General features: G+C 68.2%; 19 protein-coding genes and 3 tRNA genes. 7 read left to right on the forward strand and 15 right to left on the reverse strand.

The features are described 5' to 3' along the window. Positions 1-70 precede the first annotated feature (70 nt). From KAH28_RS11315 to KAH28_RS11325, 3 genes are all read right to left on the reverse strand, one after another. Positions 71-146: transfer RNA gene (locus tag KAH28_RS11315), tRNA-Glu, on the reverse strand. A gap of 32 nt (positions 147-178) precedes the next feature. Continuing rightward, a tRNA-Ala gene (locus KAH28_RS11320) sits at positions 179-254 on the reverse strand. A 67-nt stretch (positions 255-321) separates the two neighbouring features. Continuing rightward, a complete protein-coding gene (locus KAH28_RS11325; RefSeq protein WP_290576679.1) occupies positions 322-609 on the reverse strand; it encodes a hypothetical protein in 288 nt (95 codons plus the stop codon). Between the two features lie 100 nt (positions 610-709). On the opposite strand from KAH28_RS11325, the gene KAH28_RS11330 reads away from it, so the two are divergent. Then, complete coding sequence (locus KAH28_RS11330; protein ID WP_290576681.1) at positions 710-1714, forward strand: alpha/beta fold hydrolase; 1005 nt, start codon at positions 710-712, stop codon at positions 1712-1714. An 11-nt stretch (positions 1715-1725) separates the two neighbouring features. Here the strand turns inward: KAH28_RS11330 and queA are convergent, their stop codons facing one another. Beyond that, the gene (gene queA / locus KAH28_RS11335) at positions 1726-2757 is read right to left on the reverse strand and encodes a tRNA preQ1(34) S-adenosylmethionine ribosyltransferase-isomerase QueA (protein ID WP_290576683.1); all 1032 of its coding nucleotides are present in this window, start codon (positions 2755-2757) and stop codon (positions 1726-1728) included. Between the two features lie 87 nt (positions 2758-2844). On the opposite strand from queA, the gene KAH28_RS11340 reads away from it, so the two are divergent. Beyond that, positions 2845-2929 (forward strand) — tRNA-Leu (locus KAH28_RS11340). 141 nt (positions 2930-3070) lie between these two features. Next, positions 3071-4834 carry an alkaline phosphatase D family protein gene (locus tag KAH28_RS11345; protein ID WP_290576684.1) on the forward strand — a complete coding sequence of 588 codons (1764 nt, stop codon included), beginning with the start codon at positions 3071-3073 and terminating at the stop codon, positions 4832-4834. 16 nt (positions 4835-4850) lie between these two features. Here the strand turns inward: KAH28_RS11345 and KAH28_RS11350 are convergent, their stop codons facing one another. Genes KAH28_RS11350 through KAH28_RS11360 form a run of 3 tightly spaced genes read right to left on the reverse strand, consistent with a single transcriptional unit; the run spans position 4851 to position 7938 of the window. After that, positions 4851-7037: a glycoside hydrolase family 3 C-terminal domain-containing protein gene (locus KAH28_RS11350; protein WP_290576686.1), complete on the reverse strand. Its 2187-nt coding sequence runs from the start codon at positions 7035-7037 to the stop codon at positions 4851-4853. A gap of 13 nt (positions 7038-7050) precedes the next feature. After that, a complete protein-coding gene (locus KAH28_RS11355) occupies positions 7051-7560 on the reverse strand; it encodes a nuclear transport factor 2 family protein (RefSeq protein ID WP_290576688.1) in 510 nt (169 codons plus the stop codon). 60 nt (positions 7561-7620) lie between these two features. After that, complete coding sequence (locus KAH28_RS11360; RefSeq protein ID WP_290576690.1) at positions 7621-7938, reverse strand: SCP2 sterol-binding domain-containing protein; 318 nt, start codon at positions 7936-7938, stop codon at positions 7621-7623. Positions 7939-8127: 189 nt separating this feature from the next. Here KAH28_RS11360 and KAH28_RS11365 point away from each other — a divergent pair, with 189 nt between their 5' ends. Genes KAH28_RS11365 through KAH28_RS11375 form a run of 3 tightly spaced genes read left to right on the forward strand, consistent with a single transcriptional unit; the run spans position 8128 to position 11257 of the window. Continuing rightward, positions 8128-9240 (forward strand): DUF1214 domain-containing protein, encoded by a 1113-nt coding sequence (locus tag KAH28_RS11365; protein ID WP_290576692.1) that lies wholly within the window; start codon positions 8128-8130, stop codon positions 9238-9240. Next, positions 9237-10421 (forward strand): sulfotransferase, encoded by a 1185-nt coding sequence (locus KAH28_RS11370; protein ID WP_290576694.1) that lies wholly within the window; start codon positions 9237-9239, stop codon positions 10419-10421. The genes KAH28_RS11365 and KAH28_RS11370 overlap by 4 nt, the downstream gene beginning before the upstream one ends. A 26-nt stretch (positions 10422-10447) precedes the next feature. Continuing rightward, positions 10448-11257, forward strand: coding sequence for an SDR family oxidoreductase (locus KAH28_RS11375; RefSeq protein WP_290576696.1), 810 nt, complete (start codon positions 10448-10450; stop codon positions 11255-11257). 44 nt (positions 11258-11301) lie between these two features. On the opposite strand, the gene KAH28_RS11380 is transcribed toward KAH28_RS11375, so the two are convergent. The 3 genes from KAH28_RS11380 to KAH28_RS11390 all read right to left on the reverse strand — a co-directional run bounded on the left by KAH28_RS11380 (position 11302) and on the right by KAH28_RS11390 (position 16373). Beyond that, on the reverse strand, positions 11302-13227 hold the full coding sequence (locus tag KAH28_RS11380; protein WP_290576698.1) for a DUF1302 family protein: 1926 nt from the start codon (positions 13225-13227) through the stop codon (positions 11302-11304). A gap of 220 nt (positions 13228-13447) precedes the next feature. Then, positions 13448-14443, reverse strand: coding sequence for a flavin reductase (locus KAH28_RS11385; RefSeq protein WP_290576700.1), 996 nt, complete (start codon positions 14441-14443; stop codon positions 13448-13450). 37 nt (positions 14444-14480) lie between these two features. Beyond that, a complete protein-coding gene (locus tag KAH28_RS11390; RefSeq protein WP_290576702.1) occupies positions 14481-16373 on the reverse strand; it encodes a DUF1302 family protein in 1893 nt (630 codons plus the stop codon). A gap of 174 nt (positions 16374-16547) precedes the next feature. Between KAH28_RS11390 and KAH28_RS11395 the strand changes: the two genes are divergently transcribed. Continuing rightward, positions 16548-17981: a wax ester/triacylglycerol synthase family O-acyltransferase gene (locus KAH28_RS11395; protein WP_290576704.1), complete on the forward strand. Its 1434-nt coding sequence runs from the start codon at positions 16548-16550 to the stop codon at positions 17979-17981. On the opposite strand, the gene KAH28_RS11400 is transcribed toward KAH28_RS11395, so the two are convergent. From KAH28_RS11400 to KAH28_RS11420, 5 genes are read right to left on the reverse strand one after another with little or no spacing between them, the layout of a single operon-like run. Continuing rightward, entirely contained in the window at positions 17972-18292 is a 321-nt protein-coding gene (locus KAH28_RS11400; protein WP_290576706.1) for a 2Fe-2S iron-sulfur cluster-binding protein, read from the reverse strand. The two genes, KAH28_RS11395 and KAH28_RS11400, sit on opposite strands and share 10 nt — an antisense overlap. A 24-nt stretch (positions 18293-18316) precedes the next feature. Then, positions 18317-19558 (reverse strand): FAD-dependent oxidoreductase, encoded by a 1242-nt coding sequence (locus KAH28_RS11405; protein WP_290576709.1) that lies wholly within the window; start codon positions 19556-19558, stop codon positions 18317-18319. Between the two features lie 41 nt (positions 19559-19599). After that, a complete protein-coding gene (locus KAH28_RS11410; protein WP_290576711.1) occupies positions 19600-20649 on the reverse strand; it encodes a hypothetical protein in 1050 nt (349 codons plus the stop codon). After that, positions 20646-21512 (reverse strand): SDR family oxidoreductase, encoded by an 867-nt coding sequence (locus tag KAH28_RS11415; protein ID WP_290576713.1) that lies wholly within the window; start codon positions 21510-21512, stop codon positions 20646-20648. Before KAH28_RS11415 ends, KAH28_RS11410 begins: the two co-directional genes overlap by 4 nt. 4 nt (positions 21513-21516) lie before the next feature. Then, positions 21517-22728, reverse strand: coding sequence for an acyl-CoA dehydrogenase family protein (locus tag KAH28_RS11420; protein WP_290576715.1), 1212 nt, complete (start codon positions 22726-22728; stop codon positions 21517-21519). Positions 22729-23369 lie beyond the last annotated feature (641 nt).

The following is a 23369-nucleotide window of genomic DNA, read 5'->3' on the forward strand; positions in this document are numbered from 1 at the left end:
TGCGCAGTGACAACATAGAAAATAAATTTGAATAATCAAGCTAAAGAATATAGCCATCACAGAAAATGAATGGCGTCCCCACGGGGGTTCCAACCCCGCTTACCGCCGTGAAAGGGCGGTGTCCTAGGCCTCTAGACGATGGGGACTCGACAGGGCTTGGCCGTCGGGCCTTGAAGGATGGTGGAGCCAGGCGGGATCGAACCGCCGACCTCCTGCATGCCATGCAGGCGCTCTCCCAGCTGAGCTATGGCCCCGAAAACGGAGCGCGATTGTAGCGGCACCGTCACGGCAACACAATCGTCGCCGAGGAAAAAAGTGTCGTCAGAGCCCGATCTTTCCCTTGATGTGATCCAGCTTCTGGCGCGCCGTGTCGCCCAGATGGTCGACCCGCTCGCGCAGCTCGCCCAGACGCTCCTCGGTCGACTCGCGGATCTCGTCCATCTTCCCGCGCAGCTCCTCGGCGTGTTCCCGCGCCTTCTGCAACTGCACCTGCGCCTCCGCACGCACCTCCTCGGAAGCGTGCTGAGCCTTGACCTCGAGCTTGTCCAGATCGGCCTGCAGCAGCTCCCAGCGCTGCCGCGCCTGACGCATCAGTTCCTCACGATTCATCGCTCGACTCCTGTGTAAGCTGGTGACCGCGGCCGCCCTCGGGGCGACCCGTCCCAGTATCCGCCAGTGCGCATCCGCGCGCCAACCGTGTTCCGAGCGCATGTCCGACGCCTTCCGCCCCCATCCGCTGATCCGCGGCGCCCACGCACAGACCGCCCTGCCCGCGCTGCTCCGCGCCACGCCGCACGTGCCCTGGCAGCGCGAGACACTCGAGACGCCGGACGGCGACTTCATCGTGGTCGCGCACCACGGACCGGACGACGGCCCGGTGGCGCTGCTGCTGCACGGTCTGGGCGGCGGGCTGGACTCGACCTATCTGTGCGCGACCGCGCGCCGTCTCGCCACACTGGGCTGGCACTGCATCGGCATCCAGCAGCGCGGCGCGGGCCCCGAGCCCAACCGACTGGCGCGCAGCTACAACCACGGCGAGAGCGGCGACATCGCCTGGCTCCTGCAGCAGCTCACCCAGCGCGCGCCCGAGCGCTTCCACGCCGCCGTCGGCTGGTCGCTGGGCGGCAACGTCCTGCTGAAGACGCTGGGCGAGCTCGGTCCGCGCGCCCCGCTGGATGCCGCGATGGCGGTATCGGTGCCCTTCGCGCTGGCACCGTGCGTCGAGCACCTCACGCGCGGGCCGGCACGGGCCTATCAGGCCTACCTGCTGCGCGGGCTGAAGGCGGGCCTGCGACGCAAGCACGGGCCAGTGGCACTGCCCCCCGGAGCGGACCTGGCCACCGCGCTCGCCGCGCGCGATTTCCGCACTTTCGACAACGCCTACACGGCGCCCTGCAACGGCTACGCGGACGCCGAGGACTACTACGCGCGCGCCAGCTGCGGGCAGTATCTCGCGGACATCCGCGTGCCCACCCGCATCGTCCACGCACTCGACGACCCGATGATGGTGCCGACCATCGTGCCCGACGCCGACGCGATACCGGCACCGGTATCGCTGGAGGTCACCGCACGCGGCGGCCACGTCGGCTTCGTGGGACGCAACGACGCCGGCCTGCCGTCGATGTGGCTGGAGGCAACCATCCCCGCCTGGCTGGAGGCGCAGCGACACGGCAGCGATGCACCGAACGCGGAGACGGCAACCGAGACAGCCTGATCGTGGTGGCGTCAGTCCTCGTCGCGACGCGGCAGCCACATCGCATCGCCGTAACTGAAGAAGCGGTAGCGCTGTTCGACCGCGTGCCGGTACGCGGACAGCACGCGCGCCGTGCCGCCGAATGCGCACACCAGCATGAGAAGGGTCGACTCGGGCAGGTGGAAATTGGTGAGCATCGCGTCCACCACGCGGAACCGGTACCCCGGCGTGATGAACAGCCGCGTCTCGCCCGCGCCGGCAGCGAGCTCACCGTCGGCGGCGGCCGATTCCAGCGCTCGCACCACCGTCGTCCCCACCGCGACGACACGGCCGCCGCGCGCACGGGTGGCCCGGATCGCCTCCAGCAGGTCGTCGCCGACGCGGTAGCGCTCGGCGTGCATGCGGTGCTCCGCGGGATCCTCCACGCGCATGGGCGCGAAGGTGCCGGCGCCGACATGCAGCGTGAGCGTGGCGATGCGCGTACCGCGCGCACGGATGGCGTCGACCAGGGGCGCGTCGAAATGCAGGCTGGCCGTAGGGGCCGCGACCGCGCCGTGCTCGCGCGCGAACAGACTCTGGTAACGCGCGTGATCGTCGGCTTCGTCGGCGCGCGCGATGTAGGGCGGTAGCGGCACGTGGCCGGCGCGCTCGAAAACGGCCATGGCGACATCATCGACGAAGCGCAGCCGGAAGAAGCCTTCCTCGTGCCGACCGATCACCTCGATGACGGCGCCGTCGCCGTCCACGGTCAGCCGGTTGCCGGGCTTCAGCGTCTTCGATGCGCGCGTCTGCGCGAGCACCTCGCGCGCATCCAGCAGCCGCTCGAGCAGGATCTCGGCGCGCCCGCCGGTGGTCTTGGTGGCGTGCAGCCGCGCCGGGATCACCCGGGTGTCGTTGAACACCAGCAGATCGTCCGGGGCCAGCATCGCCGGCCAGTCGGTGACCTGCGCATCGCGGAACGCATCCGCCTCCACGCAGAGCAGACGCGCCGACGAGCGCGGCTCCGCCGCACGCTGGGCGATCAGCTCTTCGGGAAGCTCGAAATGGAAATCGCTGCGCTGCACGGCCGCTATTGTAGGCCCGGCGAGGCGCCCGTCCCGGCGCATTGTGGGGCCCGGCACCCTCCGTTATAGTCGCCGACCGCTCCCGCTGCCGGAGTGGCGGAACTGGTAGACGCGCCGGACTCAAAATTCGGTTGGGCAACCAGTGTGGGTTCGAGTCCCACCTCCGGCACCAATCGCGTTCCCGGCCCCGCGCTTACCCCCGCCCGTCGCGGAACTGCAACATCGCTCCCCTATCGTCGCGCGCCGTCCCCGCGTTCTTCCGCGCAGGCCGTCGGCTGCCGACGCCCGTGCGCCGCGTCCATCCGGAGCCCGCATGTCGCAGTCGCGCTCGCGTCGCCGTCCCTTTCCCACCGATCGGCTGCGCCGCCGCGATCTGCTGCGCGTGCTTGGTGCCGCACCGGTACTGCCGCTCGCGGGCTGTGGCGGCTCCACGGAGAGCAGTGTCGCGCCGCCGACGGAGGGTGGCGGGGTCTGGGACGACGCCGCGTTCCGTCACGGGGTGGCTTCAGGCGACCCCGAGCAGGAACGGGTCATCCTCTGGACCCGCGTCTCGAACGTGTCCGGCTCGGTGCCGGTGCGGTGGGAGGTCGCGCTGGACGAGGCCTTCGAATCGGTCATGCGCAGCGACGCCGACCCCGGGCCGTCGGTGTTCCGCACGCACACCGATGCCGGTCGCGACTACACGGTGAAGGTCGACGCCGCCGGCCTGCTGCCGGGCACGACCTACTTCTACCGCTTCACGGTGGGCGCGACGCGCTCGCCGGTGGGACGCACGCGCACCGCCGGCAGCGGCGCCATCGACCGCCTGCGGCTGGCGCTGGTGTCGTGCTCGAACTACTCGGCCGGCTACTTCCACGCCTACCGGGTGATCGCGCGTCAGGATCTCGATGCCGTCGTGCACGTCGGCGACTATCTCTACGAGGGCGGCGGCGAGGGCGAGATCGGCCGCCCGCACGATCCGCCCTACGAGATCGTCACGCTCGATGACTACCGGCGCCGTCACGCCCAGTACCGCACCGACCCGGACCTGCAGGCGATGACCGCAGCGCATCCGCTGATCCCGGTCTGGGACGATCACGAGTCCACGAACAACGCGTGGATCGACGGCGCGCAGAACCATCAGCCCGACCGCGAGGGCGACTGGGAGGAGCGAAAGCTGGCCTCGGCCATCGCCTACGACGAGTGGCTGCCCATCCGCCTGCCCGACCCGATGAACCCGCTGAGGATCTGGCGCCGCATTGCCTTCGGGGACCTCGTCGAGCTGTTCATGCTCGACACGCGCCTGCAGCGCAACGCTCCGGAAACCGATACCTCGATCACCGGCAGCGAGGCCAACGATCCTTCGCGCAGCATGCTCGGCATCGAGCAGCGCGACTGGCTCGTGAACGGCCTGCTGAATTCACGGGATGCCGGCATGCGCTGGCGGGTACTGGGTCAGCAGACGATGATGGCGCCGCATCGCAACAACCCCGACCCCAGCATGCTGCCGCTGCCCTACCTGCCGCCGGCGGTGGTCGAATCGCTCGGACTGCGCCAGGGCGGCGGCAACGAGGGCAGCGACAACTGGGGCGCCTACGTCTTCGAGCGCGACACGCTCATCCGACACCTGCGCGAAAACGCCATCAGCAACAACATCGTGCTGACCGGCGACGTCCACACCGGATGGGCCTGCGATATCGTCGAGGACCCGTACACGCCCTTCAACCCGATCACCTCCGGGGTCACCGGAGCGCCGGGCTACAGCGCGCTGACCGGCGCGGGCTCGGTGGCGGTGGAGTTCACCGGCATGAGCGTGACCTCCAACAACCTCATCGACACACCCGGCGGCGCGGCCCTCGGTGCGCTGTGGGGCGCCGCGGTCCGGGGCGTCAACCCGAACGCGCGGTACCACAACCCGGCGGCGCACGGCTTCGTGCTGGTCGACATCGACCGCGACGGCGCCAGCGGCTCCTTCTGGAACGTCGGCACCGTGCTGGAACCGCTCGCCGACGGCGATGACGGCGCCATCGACGCCACCTTCCGCGTCGCGCACGCCGAGGCCGGCGCGCGTTTCGCGAATCATCTCCGCCGCGTCTGAGGCACCGGCGCGCGCGTCACTCGCAGGCGCCGCCGGCGCGCGCGAGCCGGCCTTCGAGCCGGATGTCGCGCGACGACGCACCGACCGCGATGCGGTAGCAGCCCGGCGCCGTGGTCCACGCGTCGGCGGCTGCATTCCAGTAGGCAAAGCTGCGTGCCTCGAAGGGAATGCGCACGTCGGCGCGCTCGCCGGGCGCCAGCGCGAGCTTGTCGAAGCCCTTGAGCTGCAGCGGCGGCTGCACGATGCCGGGCGCCGGATCGGGCATGCCGACGTACAGCTGCGGCACCGTGGTGCCGGCACGGTCGCCGGTGTTGTGCACGGTGAATGACACGCCGTCGGCGTCGACGGCGAGGTCCTCGTAGGCGAAGGTGGTGTACGACAGCCCGTGGTCGAATGCGAAGGCCGGCACGATGGCCTTCTCGTCGTACCAGCGGTAGCCGATCAGCACGCCCTCGCGGTATTCGGCGCGGATAAGCAGGCCGGGATAGGCCGCGACGCTGCCGGCGGTAGGCAGATCCGCCTCGCGCTCGGGGAAGGTCGCGGCCAGGCGGCCACCGGGATCGACATCGCCGAAGAGCACGCGCGCGATGGCTGCACCGCCCTCCTGCCCCGGGTACCAGGCCTGGATGAGCGCGGCGAGGCGGTCACGCCACGGTGTCAGCACCGGTGTGCCGGACTGCAGGACCGCCACGGTGCGCGGATTGGCCGCGGCAACGCGCTCGATCAGCGCGTCCTGATCCGGACGATCGCCGCGGCAGGACAGCGCAAGGCAGGGGCGGTCGACGCCCTCGCTGAGCTCGACCGCGGCGAACACGATCGCGACGTCGGCCTCGGCCGCGAGTGCGGCGGCGGCGTCGGCATCACTGCCGTCGGTGAAATGCACCGTCACGCCGTCGCCGGCGCGCTCGCGGATGCCGTCGAGCGGGTTGGTCTGCCGGAACGGCGCCACTGCCGACGACCCACCGCCACTGACGATGCGGTCGGCCGCACCGATGACCGCGATCGAGCCGATGTCCTCTGCGCGCAACGGCAGCAGGCCGTCGTTCTGCAGCAGCACGGTCCCCTGCTCGGCAACCTCGCGGGCCACGCGGGCATGGGCCTCCTGATCGATGGCGGCGTCGTTCTCCTCGAAGGGCGGCTGATCGAAGAAGCCGAAACGGAACATCGTGCGCAGGATGTTGCCGAGCCGCTCGTCGATCAGCGCCTCGTCGACCCGGCCCAGCGCCATCTGCAGCCGGATGGCCGCGGCGCTGTAGAGGATCGGGACGGGCATTTCCAGATCGGTGCCGGCGCGCAGCGCCGGGGTGGTGTTCTTCTGCGCGAAGAAGTAGTCGGTGAGCACGAAGCCGTCGAAGCCCCACTCGCCGCGCAGGATGTCGGTGAGCAGCGACTCGCTGGAGCAGGCCGCTGCGCCGTTGACACGGTTGTAGGCGCACATCACGCTGCCGACGCCGCCCTCGCGCACGGCGTCCTCGAAGGCCGGCAGATAGATCTCGCGCAGGCTGCGCTCGTCGACCACGGCGTTGACGATGAAGCGGCCGCCGACCAGCCCGGTCAGCGGCGGGATGCCGAACTGGCCCTCCTGGTTGTTGGCGGTGTAGTGCTTGATGTTGGCGACCACGCCCTGCGACTGGGCGCCCTGGATCCAGGCCGTGCCCATGCGCGCCGAGAGCAGCGGATCCTCGCCGTAGGACTCGAAGCTGCGCCCGGCCACCGGCGTGCGCATGATGTCGACGGCCGGCCCGTGCACGACGTGGGCGCCCTTGTTGCGCACCTCGTTGGCGATCACGGCGCCGGTCTCGCGCGCGAGCTCGGGATCGAAGGTCGAGGCCAGCAGCGCCGGCGACGGATGCGCGGTGGCCCGGCCCTTGCGCGGTCCGACCGGCCCGTCGGAGAAGTAGAGCGTCGGGATGCCGAGCTCGGGGATACCCTCGCTGGTGCCGTTGGCCGGCTCGCCGGTCACCGAGCCGAAGACGTCGTCGCCGGCGAGCAGCGAGATCTTCTGGCCGAGCGTCATGGCGTCCAGCAGCAACGCCGTGCGGGCTTCCGGCGTCATGCCGGGATCGCACCAGGCATGGTCGCCGCACAGCGCATCGCGCGCCACGATGCCGGCACCGCCGGCGCTTGCGGCCGGCTCGCTGCCGCCACAGGCGCACAGCACGATGCCGGCAAGCGCCGCAGGCGCCACCTTCAATCTTCCCATGCTGGTGCCCTCCTCAGGCTGCGGCGGCAGTATCCGGGGCACCGGCGAACACGCGCTTGAGCGCATCCTCGCCCAGCTGCAGCACCATCGTGGAATGCACGATGCAGCGCGTCGCGCTGATCCGCCATCCGGCCTCGGTGCGCCGGTACTCGTCCTCGTAGCGCGCGCCCAGCTGCGTCAGCGTCATCTCATCGGTGTTGATGAGCTGATAGTGAAGCGCCCATTCGCCGACGGCGGTGTCCGCCTCGTTCAGCGCGATCCGTGCGTTCACGCCATGATGCATCTCGATCATGTGCGGATGGCATCCGAGGCGCTCGAACACCGCGACCAGATCGTCGGCCAGGTCGAACGAACCGATGGCGCCGAAATCGATCGCCACCGGGCCATCGACGAAGCAGGCCCGCATGGCTGCCGGGTCCTTGCCGTCGCAGGCCGCGAAGTAGCGCGCCTTGAGATCGCGGATCGCCTCGCGATCCTCCAGTGCCTGAATACGCGCTTCGAGGCGCTTGTTGTCAGTCATCATGTCTCCTCTCCAACGAAATCGGCCCGGCGATGCCGGGCCGAGATACCGCGATGCCTGTGATCAGGCCATCTTCGACGCGTCGAAGAAGCCCTGCAGACGCTGGCCGAGCATCATGTCGCCCTCGACCTGCAGCTTGCCGGTCATGAAGGCGGTCATGCCGTTGAGCTCGCCCTTGAACAGCTGGATGAGATCGTCGTCCTCCATGATCAGCGTCACATCCGGGTTGTCGGCCGTGCCCTCGGTCACCGTGCAGGCGCCATCCTTGATGGTGGCGTAGGCCGGCGTCGAGGTGTTGAACTGCAGCACGCACTCGGTGTCGCCCGCGGCTTCCGGGTTGAAGGCCTGCGGAAGCTGCTTGAGGAATTCAGCTGCGGACATAAGGTCTCCCTAACGAGAATTGATGACTGGATGCCAATCTCACTGGCATCGGGATGGTGCCAGACTAGCGCCCGCAGCGCGCCGGTAAATAGTCCGTTCGGGCGATCCGGCCTAATGCATAAAGGTGACGCGGCACCCCGGGCCGCGCACTACCGTGCGGTGGAGCACGATGACACCGGGGAGACCAGCATGAGCGACGAAGCCACCGCGACGGTCGTGGACGGCACTGCATGGGCACGCTTCTGTGACGACCTCAAGCGCGCCGGCGACCAGATCCTGCGTGCGGAGACGCCCGGCGGCGGTCTGGACCGGGCCGAGGGCTACCGCTATCTCACCCGTCTGCTGCGCATCGGTCTCGAGATGCATCTCGAGTTCGCCGATCCCGCCTTTCCGGGCTTCTTCTCGCCCTCGCACGAGACCGCCAAGATCGGTGCCGACAACCCGGACAATCTCTACGCGATGGCTCGCATCGACGGGCATCACGATTACATCGTCGAAGGCTATCGCGGCAGTGTCGCCTACCTCTCGTTCGGTGCCCAGAAGGGCGGCTACGAAACGGACGGACGCATGGAGCAGACCGGCTTCCTCGATGCAGCCGACATGCGGGTCGACCCCGACGGGCGCTTCCGCATCGTGCTGAGTCGCACGCAGCAGGATGGCAACTGGGTGCGGCTGGAGGACGCCACCAACGCCCTCATCGTGCGCCAGACCTTCGATGACCGCGGCAGCGAGACCCCGGCGCGGGTGACCATCCGGCGCGCCGATTCCGGAGCCCGGCCGGAGCCGCTGACACCGGCTCGCCTGCAGCGCAGCCTCGACAACACCGCCCGCTTCGTGGAGGGCACCGCGCGCCTGTTCGCGGACTGGGCGGCCGGCTATCAGGGCCACAGCAATGCGCTGCCGCCAGCGGATCAGGCGGTCTGCCAGAGCGTCGGCGGCGACCCCAACATCTTCTACTACCACTCGCACTGGCAGCTCGGCCCGGACCAGGCGCTGGTCATCCGCCTGCCGCGCATCCCCCGCTGCCGGTTCTGGAATCTCCAGATCAACAACTACTGGATGGAATCGCTCGACTACCGCTACCACCGCATCCATCTCAATCAGCACTCGGCGGCAGTCGCCGACAACGGCAGCGTGACCATGGTGCTGGCGCACCGTGATCCGGGACACCCCAACTGGCTGGAGACCGCCGGCCACGACAACGGCACGATGTGCCTGCGCTGGGTGGGCGCCGACGAGCACGTGCATCCGGAGACCCGCGTCTGCGAATTCGAGGACCTCGCCACGGAGGCGACGTCGTGAGCGCCACGCCGCTGCAACCCGCACGCCTGCTCGCCGGTGCCATCGACATGGCCGGAGGCCTGACGGACTTCGGCGACGACAGCTTCCGCCCCGGTCTGGAGCGCCTGTGCGATGCCCTGGGCAGCGAAGCCGCCCTGTCGCCCGCGGGCGTCGAGACCTTCCGGCAGAAGCTGACCGCGCAGCTCGCCAACCGCCTCTGGCTGGAGGATCACATCCGGCGTCATCCCGAGATCCTCGAGGAGACCATCGCGCCGCCGGTGTTCATCGTCGGTCTGCCGCGCACCGGCACTACCAAGCTGCACCGGCTGCTGTCGCGCGACCCGCGCTTCTACTGGATGCCCTTCTGGGAATCCCAGATGCCGGTTCCGCTTCCCGGCGAGGCGCTCGACGACCCGTCGCCGCGGATCGCCCAGGGTGCCGCCATCGTGCAGATGATGACCGAGGCGATGCCGCAGCTGATGGCCATCCATCCCATGGCCAACGAAGAGGCCGACGAGGAGTTCATGCTGATGGAGCATTCCTTCCTCGCCGACTTCAATGCCTATGCCCGCGTTCCGGGCTACATGGCCTGGCTGACGCAGCAGGACGAACAACCCGCCTACACCTTCCTGCGCCGCATGCTCAAGTTCCTGCAGTGGCAGAAGCGGCGGCGCGGTATCACCGCCCGGCGCTGGGTTCTGAAGGCTCCGCATCACCTGCACCGCATGGGGCTGCTGCTGGCCGCGTTCCCGGGCGCGCGCATCGTCCAGACGCACCGCGACCCGGTCGAGAGCATCCCGTCCATCGCCAGCTTCATCCACACGCTGCACGGCATCTATACCGATCAGCCAGATCCGAAAGCAGTGGGAGCGGAGTGGAGCGCGCGCATGCGCGGAGGCCTGGAACACACGATGGCGGTGCGCGATGCGGCCGGACAGCGTGGCGACTTCATCGACGTCGCCTTCCGCGACACGGTCACCGATCCGATGCGCGTCGTGCGCCACATCTACGACTTCATCGACTGGACGCTCGACGACGGCACGGCCGATGCCATGCGCGCCTGGCTCGAAGCCGACAACGCCGAGCACGCCAAGACCCGGCACCGCTACACGCCGGAAGGCTTCGGGCTGTCGGCCGACGGCCTGCGCCGCGACTTCGCGCCCTACATCGCACGCCATATCGAAGGGACGGCCACCGCCTGAACCCCGCCTACTGAAGCATCGAGCCGATGCGCGACAAGGAGACCCGCATGCTGCACAACAAGATCATCGCCGTTTCCGGGATCGGTCCCGGTCTCGGCGTCAAGCTCGCGGTCGAGGCCGCGCGTGCCGGCGCTGCCGGACTGGTCATATCCGCCCGCTCCCCCGACAAGCTGGATGACGCCGAGCAGCGGATCCGCGATGTCAATCCGGACTGCGCGATCCTCAAGCAGCCCACCGACATCACCGACGCCGGTGCTTGCCAGGCACTGGTGGACGCCGCCGTGGCACGTTTCGGGCGCATCGACGGACTGGTCAACAGCGCCTTCGTGCACGGCGCCATGGACCATGCCAGCACGGCCGACATCGACAGCTGGATGGAGCCCATCGGCACCAACCTCTTCGGCACGCTGCGCCTGACCCAGGCGGTGGCAAGGCAGATGCAGCAGCAGCGCGACGGCGCCATCGTCATGATCAACACCATGGCCGTGCGCAAGGTGCCGCCGGTCGGCGAGGCGGGCTATGCAGCGTCCAAGGCAGCCCTTGCCACCTCGGTGAAGTATCTCGCCAAGGAGCTCGGCCCCGACAACATCCGCGTCAATACCGTCCACATGGGCTGGATGTGGGGTGCGCCGGTGCAGGGCTACGTGCAGTGGCAGGCCCAGCAGTCCGGCATTGCCGAGGACGACATCAAGGGACAGATCGCCGCCAGCATCCCGCTGGGCATCGTGCCGCCCGACGAGGAATGCGCGCGCGCCGCACTGTTCTTCGTGTCGGACTATTCGCGCGTCGTCACCGGCGCGGCGCTGGACGTCAACGGCGGCGAATACATGCCCTGACCGGCTTGCGGCCCCGGTCGCCGCACGCGACCGGGGCCACACCGCTAGATCTGGTACTGGATGTTGAAGGTCAGATAGTTGCGGTCCACGAAGGGATTGGCGCGCACCAGGCTCCCTTCCCCGCCGATGCGGTCGGTCGGGTCGCCGAAGAACATGTTGTAGGACACCGAGAACTGCAGGTTCTGGAGATACTGCAGCCCCGCACCCACGCTCAGCCGGCGGTCGCCCTCGCCGAAGAGCGCGCCGAAGGAACCCGCCTGGGCCGGGTTGCCGTAGGTCAGCTCGGCATAGGACAGGGTGCCGGACAGGTCCCAGCCCGAGAACACGTTGCGCTTGCGCGGCAGCACGAGCAGCTGGAAGCCGGCCGACTGCTCGTCGAAGAAGATCTCGTCGCCGTCGCCCTGCGGGATGATGCCGGGCTGCGGATCGGTGAGCGGCTCGACGTCGAGCACGCGGATGTACTGCGCCTCGCCGACGATGCTCATCTCGTCGAAGTAGAAGGGTGGATTGAAGGTGGAGATGGCCGATACCAGTGCCTGCGCGGTTTCGCCGCGCTGCCCGACCGGCGTCGGCACGCCCGACGCCCGCGTCTTCACCGAGATGTTGATGTCGTTGCGGTAGTTGAGCTCGCCGGCCACGCTGAGCCCGAAGAGCGTGGTCGAGAAGGTGCCGCTGATCAGCTCGATGTCGTCGAAGTAGCGCACGTTGTAGCTGACCGGCACGCGCTGGTTGATGAGGCCGGTGGTCAGCTCGATGCCGGCGATCGATCCGAGCGGTGCGAAACCGGTGTTCAACTGCACCGACGGGTTGGGGCTGTGATAGCGCACGTAGTGCAGCGCCACCGAGGTGGATGGCGTCAGGCGATAGTCGACACCGAGACCCCACTGGCCACTGTCGCCGGGGCGGATATCCGCCTCGCGGAAGGTGAGGATGTTGCGCGGCGCGTTGAGCAGCACCTCGCCCAGCCCGCCCAGATTGCAGACCTGGCTGAGATCGGCGAGCCCGCCCAGCAGATTGCCGACGACATCGCTGAACTGCCCCACGTCCAGCAGACCCGGGCATCCATCCAGGTAGGCCGGATTGATCGAGCCGTAGGTGAACTCGGCGCCCGGCCCGACCGAATCCGACGGCGAGAAGTAGCTTCCCACCGGGAAGACCTCGTTCTCCTCGAACTTGAACTTGTAGTACCCCTTGAAGGTCCAGTCGAGCCCGAGGCCCACGCGCACCGCGACCTGCGGTGTCGGCAGCAGGATGTCCTTGATTTCTGCACCGGGCACGAAGCCCTTGCTGGCGTCGGCCGGCGCCTGGTCGCGCGCCATGCCGCCGAAGAATAGCGCCTCGCCCCAGGTCACCAGCTGCTGACCGACGCGGACGTTGACGTAGGAGAAGTCGCCGAACGGAAAGTCGGCGATGCCATAGCCTTCCAGCAGCCGCACGCGGCGACCGTTACGATCCTCCATCTCCTCCGAGAAGGCGTCGGTATTGCCCCTGTCCCCGCCCTCGCCATCGGGCCCGAAGCGGTTGAGGAACTCCGCCCCGGCATTGTCGTTCTCGCGCATGTAGACGTTGTCGTAGAACGCCGAGCCGCTGAGCACGAAGGCGAGATTGTCGCGCTCGATCTCCATGTCGAAGAGCGCGCTCACCCGGTTGTGGATCAGGCTGTACTTGTCGAAGTTGCGGTTGCCGTCATCGAAGTTGGCGCGGTCGGGCAGCCCCGTGCGCTCGAAGCCGACGACCTGGCCCTGCGGCTCCGGCAGCACCGCGAGCTGCAGCGGGTCGAGCTGTCCATCGGTGAGCTCGGGATGCTGGTCCTGCATGCGCATTGCCAGCGAGTAGTCGAGCGTCAGGTTATAGCTGCCCTCGATGCCGAAGGGCAGATCGAGCTTGGCGGCACCGGCCGGCAACGCGACCAGGAGCGCGCTCGTCACTGCCCAGCAGGCACGTACGAGCTCGACGGGTTTCACGTCCATGTGTGCTGTCTCCTCCGTGGATTGCGGCGGGCCGTGTCCCCATCCCGCCCTGCGGCGACCACCCTGAAGATGGCTCCGGCCGCTATCCTCCCTTGAAGGGACTAGTCATGAAACATGAGTAGGTTCTCGACCGGCGGGTGTGCTTCCGTGCGCACGGCACAGCGCCCGGGTCGCACTGCGCGTACCCGGTGTCGTCGATGCGTGACGCGGTCCGGAGCGCCTAGGCGTTGCTGCCGCGCGGATCGTCCGGGTGCCAGATGCTGCCCACGTCCGGATCGAGCACGCCCAGCAACTGATTGAGCAGTGACTTGAGGACGGTGTCCTCGTCCGGGCCCAGCCCGGCCAGCACCTGCGACTCCACCGCCTTGGCAGCGGAGATGAGTTCGAGCGCGATCTCGCGCCCGCGATCACTCAGGCGATAGCAGGTCGCCCCGTCCGCCAGGGTCTCGCGCGTCAGCAGCTCGCGCGCGATCAGGCTGTCGACGGTGCGATCGCTGGTCTCGTCGAGGACGCCCGCGGTGAGCTTCCCGAGATCGGCGCTGCTCATGGTCGGCTTGAGGGTCATCGCCGAGAGCACGTAGAACTCCTCGTCGCTCAGTCCGGCCTTCTCCAGATACGGCCGGATGCGCGAGAAGAAACGGAAGTGGCTGCGCCCCAGGAGATAACCCAGGAAGTCCTCACCGAAGCTGCCCGCCAGATACGGCTCGCCGGGCTTGGTGCTGACGCGCTGGGTGGCGTGCGCGTAGCGACCGCCGTGGAACACCAGCGGCGGGTTGTTCGAATGATCGAAGTCCGCGACCTCGCCAATGAAGATCAGGTGATCGCCACCCTGGTAGCGCGAGGCGGTGCGGCACTGGAAGCGGGCGCTGCATCCCGGCAGCAGCGGGATGTCGCCGAGCCCCCGTTCCAGATCGAGGTCGGAGAACTTGTCCTCGCCGCGCTTCGCGAAGCGCGTCGACAGCGCCTCCTGATCGGTCGCCAGGATGTGCACCGCCCAGTACTCGGCATCGCGGAAGGCCGGCAGGCTGCGCGCCTCGTTGGCGAGGCTCCACAGCACCAGCGGCGGATTCAGCGAAACCGAGTTGAAGCTGTTCACCGTCAGCCCGACCGGCTCGCCATCCCCGTCACGCGTGGTGATGATGGTGACGCCGGTGGCGAAGCTGCCGAGCGCGCGGCGGAAATCGCCGGGATCGAATGCGGGGGCTTGTGCGGTCATCGGACGGGCCCGTGTGCCGGTTGGAGTGCGTGTCTCCTCAGAACTGATACTGAGCGTTGATGGAGAGATAGTCGCGATCGGCGAACGGATTCGATCGAACGAACCCGCGGATGAAGTCGTTCGGATTGCCGAAGAAGAAGTTGTACATCATGCCGATCGAGAAGTTCTGCAGGTACTGCATGCTCGCGCCGATGCCGAGTCGGCGATCGCCCTCGCCGAACAGTGCGCCGAAGGAGCCGGCCTGCGCGGGGTCGCCGTAGGTGAGCTCGGCATAGGACAGGGTGCCCGAGAGATCCCAGCCCGACAGGACATTGCGCTTGCGCGGCAGCACCAGGAACTGGAATCCGGCGGACTCCTCGTCGAAGAAGAGGGTGTCGCCGTTGCCCTGCGGGATGATGCCGGGCTGCGGATCGTCGAGCCTGTCGACGTCGAGCACGCGGATGTACTGGGCCTCGCCGACGATGTTGACCTCGTCGAAATAGAACGGCGGATTGAAGGCGGCGATGCTCGACACCAGGATCTGCCCGGTCTTGCCCCGCTGCGCGATCGGCGTCTCGACACCGGAGGCGAGCGTGAAGACATCGATGTTGATGCCGTCGCGGTAGTTCACCTCGCCGGCGACGCTGAGCCCGAACAGGGTGGTCGAGAAGCTCAGGTTGATGAGATCGATGTCGTCGAAATACTTCATGTTGTAGCTCACCGGCACCCGCTGGTTGATGATGCCGGTGGTGAGCTCGATACCCGCCACGGTGCCGATGGGCGCGAACCCGAGATTGAGGTTCACCGAGGGATTGGGGCTGTGATAGCGCACGTAGTGCAGGCCCACCGAGGTATTCGGGGTGAGGCGGTAGTCGAAGCCCAGTCCCCATTGCGGATCGTCGTCGTCCGGTCGGATGTCGGGCTCGCGGAAGGTCAGGATCTCGGGACGGGCGTTGAGCAGCACCCCGCCCAGGCCACCGAGGTTGCAGAGCTGACTGAGATCCAGGTCGAGCACCGGCAGCACGTCGAGCAGACCGGGGCAGCCGTCGAGGAATGCCGGGTTGATCGAGCCGTAGGCGAACTGGGCGCCGGGCCCGACGATGTCCGACGGCGAGAAGTAGCTGCCCACCGGGAAGATCTCGTTCTTCTCGAAGCGGAACTTGTAGTAGCCCTTGAACGTCCAGTCGAGCCCGAGTCCGAGGCGCACCGAGACCTGGGGGGTCGGCAGCAGGATGTCCTTGACCTCGGCACCCGGCACGAAGCCCTTGTTGGCGTCGGCGTGCCCCTGATCGCGGGCCATGCCCCCGAAGAACAGGGCTTCGCCCCAGGTCACGAGCTGCTGGCCGACACGCACGTTCAGATAGGAGAAGTCGCCGAACGGAAAGTCGGCGATGGCGTAGGCCTCGAGTAGCTGTGCACGACGACCGTTGCGGGTCTGCATGTCGTCGGAGAACTCGTCGGTATTGCCGTCGTCCCCCGCATTGCCCTCGTCATCCAGGCGGTTGAGGTACTCGGCGTTCTTGTTGGCATTGCTGCGCATGTAGACGTTGTCGTAGAACGCCGATCCGCTCAGCACGAAGGCCAGGTTGTCACGCTCCAGCGACAGCTCGGCGAGCGCGCTGACGCGATTGTTGATGAGGTCGAACTGCTCGAAGTTGCGATTGCCGTCGTCGAAGTTCGAGGTGTTCGCCAGTCCGGTGCGCTCGAAGCCGATGATCTGGCCCTGCGGCTCGGGGAACACGACCGGACGCAGCGGATCGATCTGCCCCTCGGTCAGCGAACGGTTCTGCTTTTCCATGCGCATCGCCATGGCGTAGCCCAGCGTGAGCTTGTAGGTCCCCTGCACGTCGAAGGGCAGATCCACGTCGTTCGCCATTGCGGGCAGACACAGTGCCACGGCTGCCACTAGAGCCGGGTAGCGCGACCACCCGAACCGATTCTTATCCGTCATCGTCTCTCCCCCGGAAGACTCCGGTCGCTTTGTCCTTGTTACTCGGAACGGAACGCTGTGCAACACTAGTTGGGCGCCGGTTGCGGGCCATCACCCAAACTGACTAGGGGATGACACGCGATGCCAGGGCGCTATCAACCGGGGCCACGACCCCGCGAGCACGGGGAGACACGAATGAAGCGACTTGGCGTCCTCGACACCGCGTTCCTTCGCATGGAGTCGGCGCGTACACCGATGCACGTGGGCGGATTGATGACCTTCAAGCTGCCCGACGATGCGCCCAACGACTACCTGCACCGGCTCACCGAACGGCTGCGCGCGCATCCGTTCATGCCCTTCCCCTTCGACCACAAGCTGCACTGGCCGGCATCGCGCGCCATGCCTCCGGCCTGGGTGCCGACCGAGACCGACCTCGACTACCACATCCGCCACTCGGCGCTGCCCTATCCAGGTGGCGAGCGCGAGCTCGGCGTGCTGGTGGCGCGACTGCATTCCCACGCCATGGACTTCGACCGTCCCCTGTGGGAATGCCATCTCATCGAGGGTCTCGAGAACAACCGCTTCGCGTTCTACTTCAAGGCGCACCACTGCGCCATCGACGGCATGGGCGGCATGCAGCTGGTGAAGACCTGGCTGTCCCCCGATCCCGACGACAGGCACAGCCCGGGCGAGCGGCTCGCGGCCGCCAACGCCGAGCGGGCGGCGCGCCGCCGTCCCGAACCGCCGATCCAGGCGCCGCGCGGGCTGCACGAGATGCTCGAACGCGTGATGACCGGCAGCAAGGTGCGCGCGGGCACCGCGCGCGACATCGCGAGCACGTTCTACCGACTCAGTCAGGGCGGCGAGAACAGCGTCATCCGCGCCGCGCTGCGCACACCGCGCACGCCCTTCAATGTCCCGGTGACCGCGCAGCGGCGGCTGGGCACGCAGCTGCTCGAACGCAACCGGCTGTCCGAGATCGCGCATGCCACCGACACGACCATCAACGACATCGCGCTCAGCCTCTGCGGCGGCGCCACGCGGCGCTACCTGCAGGAGCTCGACGCCCTTCCCGACCGCCCGCTGACCGCATCGGTGCCCATCGGTCTCCCGCGCACCGACGGCAAGCCCGGCAATGCCGTGAGCGGCTTCGTGTGCCCGATCGGCACGCACATCCCCGACCCGCTGCTGCGTCTGCAGCGCATCCACAGCATCACCCAGCGCACCAAGGAGCAGATGCTCTGCGTGTCATCCGCGGCGCTGGAGCGCTTCGGCATGTTCGGCATCGCGCCGCTCATGCTCGGCCAGCTCACCGGCACACTGCCCAAGTGGCCGCCGCTGTTCAACGTGGTGCTGTCGAACGTGGTGGCGTCGAAGGAGCGGCTCTACATGATGGGCGCGGAGCTGGAGGCCATCTATCCCATGTCGATCCTGTTCGACGGATACGGCCTCAACCTCACCGTGGTGGGATACGCCGACAGCGTGGCGGTGGGCTATACCGGCTGCCGCAACGCAGTGCCGTCGCTGCAGCGACTGGCGGTGTACACCGGCGAGGCGCTCGACGAGCTGGAGGGGGCGCTCAAACCCGGACGCAAGCGCCGGGCGCCGCGGAAGAAGCCTCAGAGCTGACCGGCGGGAATGCGCACGATCATGCCGTCGAGCGCATCGGCGACCGTGATCTGGCAGCACAGCCGACTGTCCGGCGCCGGGTCCGCGGCGCACTCGAGCATCATCGCCTCCATCTCGTCGGCCGTGCCGATACGGGCCGCCCAGGCCGCATCGATGTAGACGTGGCAGGTTGCGCAGGAGCACGATCCGCCGCACTCGCCGACGATGCCCGGCACCATGCTGCCGGTCGCAGCCTCCATGACGGTCTGGCCGCTCTCGGCTTCGACCGCGTGCTCGGTGCCCGAGGGCTCCACGAATCGGATGAGGGGCATGCGGGGGCTCCGCGGCCGACCGGCTCAGGCCGGCAGCATCTCCTTGAGCGGCACGTCCGGATCGGCAAGCTGCTCGGGGTCGGGTGCGATGCCGGCGGTCACCAGCTTCTTGGCGAACATGAAATCCTGCGGGCGCCCCACCGAGTCGGCCGCGATCAACCGGCCCTCGCGCAGATAGAAGGCCGAGAACCGCGACTCGGACTCCGGATCCCCGCGCAGCACGATGGCGTCGAATCCGCCCGAGAGACCGGCCATCTGCAGCTTGCAGTCGTACTGATCGGACCAGAACCACGGCACGGCTTCGTAGACTTCTTCTGCGCCGAGCATCGTGGCGGCGGCGACACGGGCCTGCTCCATGGCGTTCTGGACCGATTCGAGCCGGGTCCGGCCACCCGCGAAACGATTGGGATGGTTGGCGCAATCCCCGGCGGCGACGATGTCCGGATCCGATGTGCGTGCGCATTCGTCGACGATGATGCCGTTGTCGACGGCAAGCCCCGCCGCTTCCGCGATCTCGGTGTTGGGGATCAGGCCGATGCCCACCACCACCAGATCGGTATCGATATGGGTGCCGTCGCCGAGCGTGACGCGGCTCACCCGGCCATCGTCGCCCTCGAAGGCCTGAACCCCGATGCCGGTGCGCAGATCGACACCGGCTTCGCGGTGGATGCGCTCGAAGAAGCGCGAAACCACCGGCGCCGTGACCCGCGCGAGCACCCGGTCCAGCGCCTCGACCACGGTGACGTCCAGACCGAGCTTGCGCGCCGATGCGGCAACCTCCAGCCCGATGAAGCCGCCGCCGACGATGGTGATGTGCATGCCTTCGCGACAGCGCTCGCGGATCGCATCGACGTCGGCAATGCTCCTGAGCAGGCAGACCCCGTCGAGATCGGCGCCCGCCACCGGGATCGGTCGCGGCCGCCCCCCGGTGGTGAGGGCCAGCCTGTCGTAGCCGATGCTGCGGCCGTCGGCCAGCGCGACGGTGTGCGCAGCGGGATCGATGGCCGTGACCGCGACCCCGCCGATGAAGTCGATGCGCGCCTTCTCCAGCTGCTCCGGCTTCATGACGAACAGGCTGTCGCCGGTGGCGTCACCGCTGAAGTAGGCCTTGGACAGCGGCGGGCGCCGATACGGCGGGGCCTGCTCTTCCCCGATCAGCGTGATCCGGCCCTCGAAGCCGCGCTTGCGCAGACTGGATGCCACCTCGGCGCCCGCCTGCCCGGCCCCGATGATGACGTAGTGCTGGTCCTGGTTGCTTTCGCTCATGATGGCGTGCTGTGGGAAAGATCGACTGGAAGGGACGCATCCTACTGCAACATTGGTGTCGAGCATGGCGCGGCGCCGTCGCTCGCGTACCCGCGCAGCGCCGGCTCCCCGGCGGCGAGGTTGAGCGCGGGCAGCCCGTTGCCGGGCTCCTGCAGCACCGTCGTCACCAGCCCGCCGAGGAGCGCCGGCAGCGGCGCGATCTCCAGCCGCGGCACCAGCGGCAGCGCCGCGCAGAGATCGGCGCCACCGGCGCGCGCGACATCGGCGGGGCCGGGATGCTGCATCGCGTCGCGTGCGAGCGCGAAGCTCATGCCGTCGAGCAGCCCTATGGTGACGTGATCCACCAGTCGGCCGGGACAGACGTCCTGTATCAGCACATTGGTAACCCGCGGATTGCCGGCTCCGAACGCGATGGCGGCGGTGGGCACCGGCGTCACCGGCTGCACAAGTTCGTCATAGCGCGTGTAGACGGCCGTGTAGTCGATGTCGCCCGGCGTCTCGTCACCGCTGTTGAGGGCCGCGATGAAGGCCGAATCCGACGCGAACTGGAAGAAGACTTCGGGTGTGGTCGGCCCGGGGATGACGCCCAGCAGATCCCCGATCGCCGCCGCCCCGGTGCCCTGATTGGGTCCGGCCAGCATGATGAAGTCGTCGACCGCGGCGCGCGCCGACGGCCACCAGCGGATGGCCCAGCGCGGCACCAGCACACCCTGGCTGTGCCCGATCACCGCCACCCGCCGGCTGCTTTCGGCGTGCATGCGCCGCAGGGCGTGGACGACATACTCCGCGGACCGCTGCATGTCTCCGAATCCGCGATCCGGGTAGGTCACCGTGCAGACGTCGTGACCTTCCGCCTCGAGGATCGGTCGCCAGGTCCAGTCGTACTGCTCGAAGCCGGCGGTGAAGGTGCCGTGCACCAGCAGCACCAGCGGATGCTCGGGATTGTCGAAGGCGCCGCAGCGCAGCGCCGCCTCCAGCTCGCGCGGATCGGTCTGCAGCGTCGGCTCCGTGCAGCCGGCCGCCTGGTCGCCTCCGCAGCCGGACAGCGCCAGCACCGACGCGAAGAGCGCCGCGCCGGCAACCTGTCTCACGCGTACCAGTCCGGCCGCCCGTGTGTCCACAGCTCGCCCCACATCCGGCCGCCGCCATCGACGGTCAGCACCTCGCCGGTGATGAAGGTCGATGAAGGCGCCGCCAGGTAAACGCACGCCTCGGCGATCTCCATGGGCGTGCCCGGTCGCTTCATGGGATTGGCACGCGGGAACTCGCGCTGCGCTTCCGGCGGGTACACCTCCAGCCCTTCGGTGGCCGTAAGCCCCGGCGCCACGCAGTTGATCCGGATATCCAGCGGCGCCCACTCGACCGCCACGGTCCGTACCGCACCGATGATGCCGGCGCGCGCCGCGACCGTGTGCGCCACGCCGGGCATGCCGCGCTCGGTGACCACCACGACGTTGACGATGGCCCCGCCCCGCCCGGCATCGCGCCAGCCCCGGGCGGCGCGCTGCATCATGAACCAGGTGCCGTTGAGGTTGTTCTGCACCACCGCATTCCAGCCATTCGGCGAGAAGTCGATGGCCTCGCCGGGGAACTGCCCGCCGGCATTGTTGATGACGATGTCGGGCACGCCCACCTCGTCGGCGATGCGGCCGTAGAGCGCATCGACCGCATCGGCATCGCGCACGTTGGCCGCGAAGCCGTGCATGCGCGCGCCGCGCTCACGGGCGAAACCGACCACCGCATCGAGCTTCTCCTGCGTGCGGCCGCAGATCACCACCTCGCCGCCGAGCCGCGCGCAGAGCAGCGCGACGGCGCGGCCGATCCCGCTGCCGCCGCCGCTGACCAGCAGCGTCCGGCCCGCGAACAGATCGTCGCGATAGACCGTGGGCGCGGCCCACAGATGCTCGGGTGCGTTGACTTCCTGCGGGTCGATGCCGCCGGGTACCTCGGTCATGCCCTCAGCCACGCAGCAGCTCGCCGCTGATGATGAGCTTGCGCACCTCGGTGGTGCCGGCGCCGATCTCCAGCAGCTTGATCGAGCGATAGAGCCGGTTGATCTCCGACTCCCAGATGTAGCCGTTGCCGCCGTGGATCTGCACTGCCTCGTTGAGCACCTCGTTCATGGTCTCGGCCACGAACATCACACCGGCCGCGGTGATGCGGTGGATCTCGCCGCGCCCGCCGTCGTTCTCGCCGATGACATTGGCAGCGCGCAGGGTCTGGTAGGTGTACAGGCGCATGGCCTCGACCTTGGTGTAGATCGTGGCCAGCTTGTCCTGGATCATCTGGAATTCGCTGATCGCCTTGCCGAACTGCTTGCGCTGACGCGCGAAGTCCAGCGACAGCTCCAGCGCGCGCTCGGCAATGCCGAGACAGATCGGCGAGATCATGGCGCGCTCCAGATCGAGCCCCGACATCACCACCCGCACGCCGGCATTCTCGGTGCCGACCAGGTTCTCGGCCGGCACCTTGCAGTCCTCGAACACCAGCTCGGCGGTCTGGCTGCCGCGGAACCCCATCTTGATCAGCTTCTGCGCCACCTTGAAGCCGGGGAAGTCCTTCTCGACCAGGAAGGCCGAGATGCCGTGCGCGCCCTTGTCCTTGTCGGTCTTGGCATAGACCAGCAGTACATCGGCCACCGGCCCGTTGGTGATGTAGATCTTGGAACCGTTGAGGATGTAGTGGTCGCCCTCGCGGCGCGCGGTCGTGCGCATCGATCCCAGCGCATCGGACCCGGCGCCCGGCTCGGTGAGCCCCAGCGCGCCGATCAGCTCGCCGCTGCACAGCCCCGGCACGTACTTGCGCTTCTGCTCCTCGCTGGCGTTGCGCAGGATGTTGTGCAGGCACAGATTCTCGTGTGCCACCCAGGACAGCGCCAGCGCATGATTCCAGCGCCCGAAGGCCTGCAGCACCAGCCCGCTGGTGAACACGTCCATGCCCGAACCGCCCAGCGACTCGGGCGCGGTGATGCCGAAGAAGCCGGTCTCGCCGATCTTCGGGAAAGCAGTGTCCGGCCACCACTCCTCGTTGTCCATGCGCTCGGCCAGCGGATACAGCTCGGCCTGCGCGAAGCGATCGGCCTGATCGAGGATCTCCAGTTCTTCGGCCGACAGACCGGTGAAGGCCTGCGTGACCGACGGCCGCTCGGCGGCCGGGCTGCTGTCGGGCATGGGGTGCACCATCGTGAGTGGGACTTACCTTGCAGCCTAGCGGGCGGCGCGCCGGAGTGGCTTCGTCCGTTGAGATGAGCCTGATGGGGGTGTTTGTGCGTTTCGGGGGACGCCGAACCTGCTTGATCGCCTTGTAGCAGGGGAGGCTGTCGTTGCCCCGTTCTTGCTTGTGGATTCTGCGCCTTGAAACGTCGGCGCTTGAGTCTTTCTCGTTGACCCGGCTGCGCTCCCGGGTTCCGCGCCCCGGAGCGCAGGAGCTACCGGGTGTTGCCGCTCGACCGGCGCGGGCTACTTTGGTTACGGCCAAAGTAGCCAAAGCCATGGTGCCGCACGGGTGGCCTGCCGCGCCGGAGGCGCGGCAGGTGCCCGGCCCGGGAGCCGTGCTCGGGGGCACGGGTGAACAGGACATCCCTGTCCTGGTCACCCTTGCTCGACGTCCTGTCTCGCAGCCCCACTGCGCGCGCCTCCCGGTCCGGCCACCCGTGAAGGCACCTAGAACGGCTCGTTGCTTCGCAATGTCGCCAAGGATCGGGAGTGGCGTCACACCACTGCCGCGATGTTGCGAAGCAACGAGCCGACCATGTCCCCCTTCAGGAGGCGCGGCGGCTGGTGGTGCGCGCAGGAGGTCGGCCGGCCACGGA

This window comes from Algiphilus sp. (assembly GCF_023145115.1).
Taxonomy (GTDB): Bacteria; Pseudomonadota; Gammaproteobacteria; order Nevskiales; family Nevskiaceae; genus Algiphilus.

Excerpts from the sequence above, each read along its gene's own strand:
- KAH28_RS11325 (WP_290576679.1), bottom strand. The coding sequence starts at position 609 with ATGAATCGTGAGGAACTGATGCGTCAGGCGCGGCAGCGCTGGGAGCTG.
- KAH28_RS11330 (WP_290576681.1), top strand. The coding sequence starts at position 710 with ATGTCCGACGCCTTCCGCCCCCATCCGCTGATCCGCGGCGCCCACGCA.
- KAH28_RS11345 (WP_290576684.1), top strand. The coding sequence starts at position 3,071 with ATGTCGCAGTCGCGCTCGCGTCGCCGTCCCTTTCCCACCGATCGGCTG.
- KAH28_RS11350 (WP_290576686.1), bottom strand. The coding sequence starts at position 7,037 with ATGGGAAGATTGAAGGTGGCGCCTGCGGCGCTTGCCGGCATCGTGCTG.
- KAH28_RS11355 (WP_290576688.1), bottom strand. The coding sequence starts at position 7,560 with ATGATGACTGACAACAAGCGCCTCGAAGCGCGTATTCAGGCACTGGAG.
- KAH28_RS11360 (WP_290576690.1), bottom strand. The coding sequence starts at position 7,938 with ATGTCCGCAGCTGAATTCCTCAAGCAGCTTCCGCAGGCCTTCAACCCG.
- KAH28_RS11365 (WP_290576692.1), top strand. The coding sequence starts at position 8,128 with ATGAGCGACGAAGCCACCGCGACGGTCGTGGACGGCACTGCATGGGCA.
- KAH28_RS11375 (WP_290576696.1), top strand. The coding sequence starts at position 10,448 with ATGCGCGACAAGGAGACCCGCATGCTGCACAACAAGATCATCGCCGTT.
- KAH28_RS11380 (WP_290576698.1), bottom strand. The coding sequence starts at position 13,227 with ATGGACGTGAAACCCGTCGAGCTCGTACGTGCCTGCTGGGCAGTGACG.
- KAH28_RS11385 (WP_290576700.1), bottom strand. The coding sequence starts at position 14,443 with ATGACCGCACAAGCCCCCGCATTCGATCCCGGCGATTTCCGCCGCGCG.
- KAH28_RS11390 (WP_290576702.1), bottom strand. The coding sequence starts at position 16,373 with ATGACGGATAAGAATCGGTTCGGGTGGTCGCGCTACCCGGCTCTAGTG.
- KAH28_RS11395 (WP_290576704.1), top strand. The coding sequence starts at position 16,548 with ATGAAGCGACTTGGCGTCCTCGACACCGCGTTCCTTCGCATGGAGTCG.
- KAH28_RS11400 (WP_290576706.1), bottom strand. The coding sequence starts at position 18,292 with ATGCCCCTCATCCGATTCGTGGAGCCCTCGGGCACCGAGCACGCGGTC.
- KAH28_RS11405 (WP_290576709.1), bottom strand. The coding sequence starts at position 19,558 with ATGAGCGAAAGCAACCAGGACCAGCACTACGTCATCATCGGGGCCGGG.
- KAH28_RS11415 (WP_290576713.1), bottom strand. The coding sequence starts at position 21,512 with ATGACCGAGGTACCCGGCGGCATCGACCCGCAGGAAGTCAACGCACCC.
- KAH28_RS11420 (WP_290576715.1), bottom strand. The coding sequence starts at position 22,728 with ATGCCCGACAGCAGCCCGGCCGCCGAGCGGCCGTCGGTCACGCAGGCC.